The organism is Salinicola sp., from assembly GCF_982684285.1.
Genome location: NZ_CEXLVS010000533.1, coordinates 1 through 1,043 on the forward strand (window position 1 = coordinate 1; position 1,043 = coordinate 1,043).

General features: G+C 42.4%; 1 protein-coding gene. It reads right to left on the reverse strand.

What is annotated here, in order from left to right:
* Nucleotides 1-780: Ppx/GppA phosphatase family protein (locus AC3AYF_RS21720; RefSeq protein ID WP_487780540.1), on the reverse strand; the 780-nt coding region annotated here is incomplete at its 3' end.
* Nucleotides 781-1,043 lie beyond the last annotated feature (263 nt).

Genomic DNA, 1,043 nt, shown 5'->3' on the forward strand with positions numbered 1-1,043 from the left:
TGCCAATTTCAAGTTATCAACATGGCCAGCATCAATCAGGGCCTCTGTTAATTTATCAAGGGATTTTGGGGTGATAATGCCATCATCTGCCCAGCCATTTTCTTTGACAATATTAGCAACCGATCGAATTGTTCCTGACGCACCAATGGCTTCTGTCCAACCCATATTGCGATACGGTCGTTGAATTGCTCTCAATCGCGTACCAGCAACAATCAAAGCTGTTCTCATACTCGTTCGAGTAATTTTTCCTCCCAAGAAAAAACGTTGCGAAAAGCTAACACAACCCATCTCTAAACTTTCTCGTCTTAGGCCTTTAAAACCTTCGCCAATAATAAACTCCGTACTACCACCACCAATATCCATTACTAATCGACGTGACTCATCAAATGCTAGAGCATGTGCTACTCCAAGATATATAAGTCGCGCTTCTTCTTCACCAGCAATAATCTCAATAGGATGACCTAAAGCTTGTCGGGCTAAACGCAGAAAACTCCAACTGTTTTTTGCCACTCGCAAGGTATTGGTTCCAACAACACGCACACTGCCAGCAGGTAATTCTTTAATCCGCTCGCCAAATCGTTGTAGACAGGCAATTGCTCTATCCTGTGCTTCCTTGGACAGCGTATTTTCACTATCCAATCCTGCACGCAACTGCACCATCTCGCGCAACTTATCTACGACTTGAAAATGGCCATCACGTAGCTGCGCAATAATCATATGGAAGCTATTAGACCCAAGGTCAATGGCGGCTAATACATCTTGTTCTGTCTGTTGGGTCATTAGAAAACCTATCTATCTTGATAATGCCATTTTGCATTATTTTGCTTAAGATAAACAAGGTTGATTATCGCTTAGAACAAAAAAAAGCCCCATCTAAATAATCAGATGGGGCTTGAGAGTTAAGAGGAGACTAACTCAAAGGCTGGCTTTACCACTTAGCTTGTGCACGGAATTTAATTGCAGAAGGTTCTTGGTCTGTATCCGAACCATCTTGATCCCACGTCACAACCTTGTCGTAATTGACCATAAGACGAATATTTTGC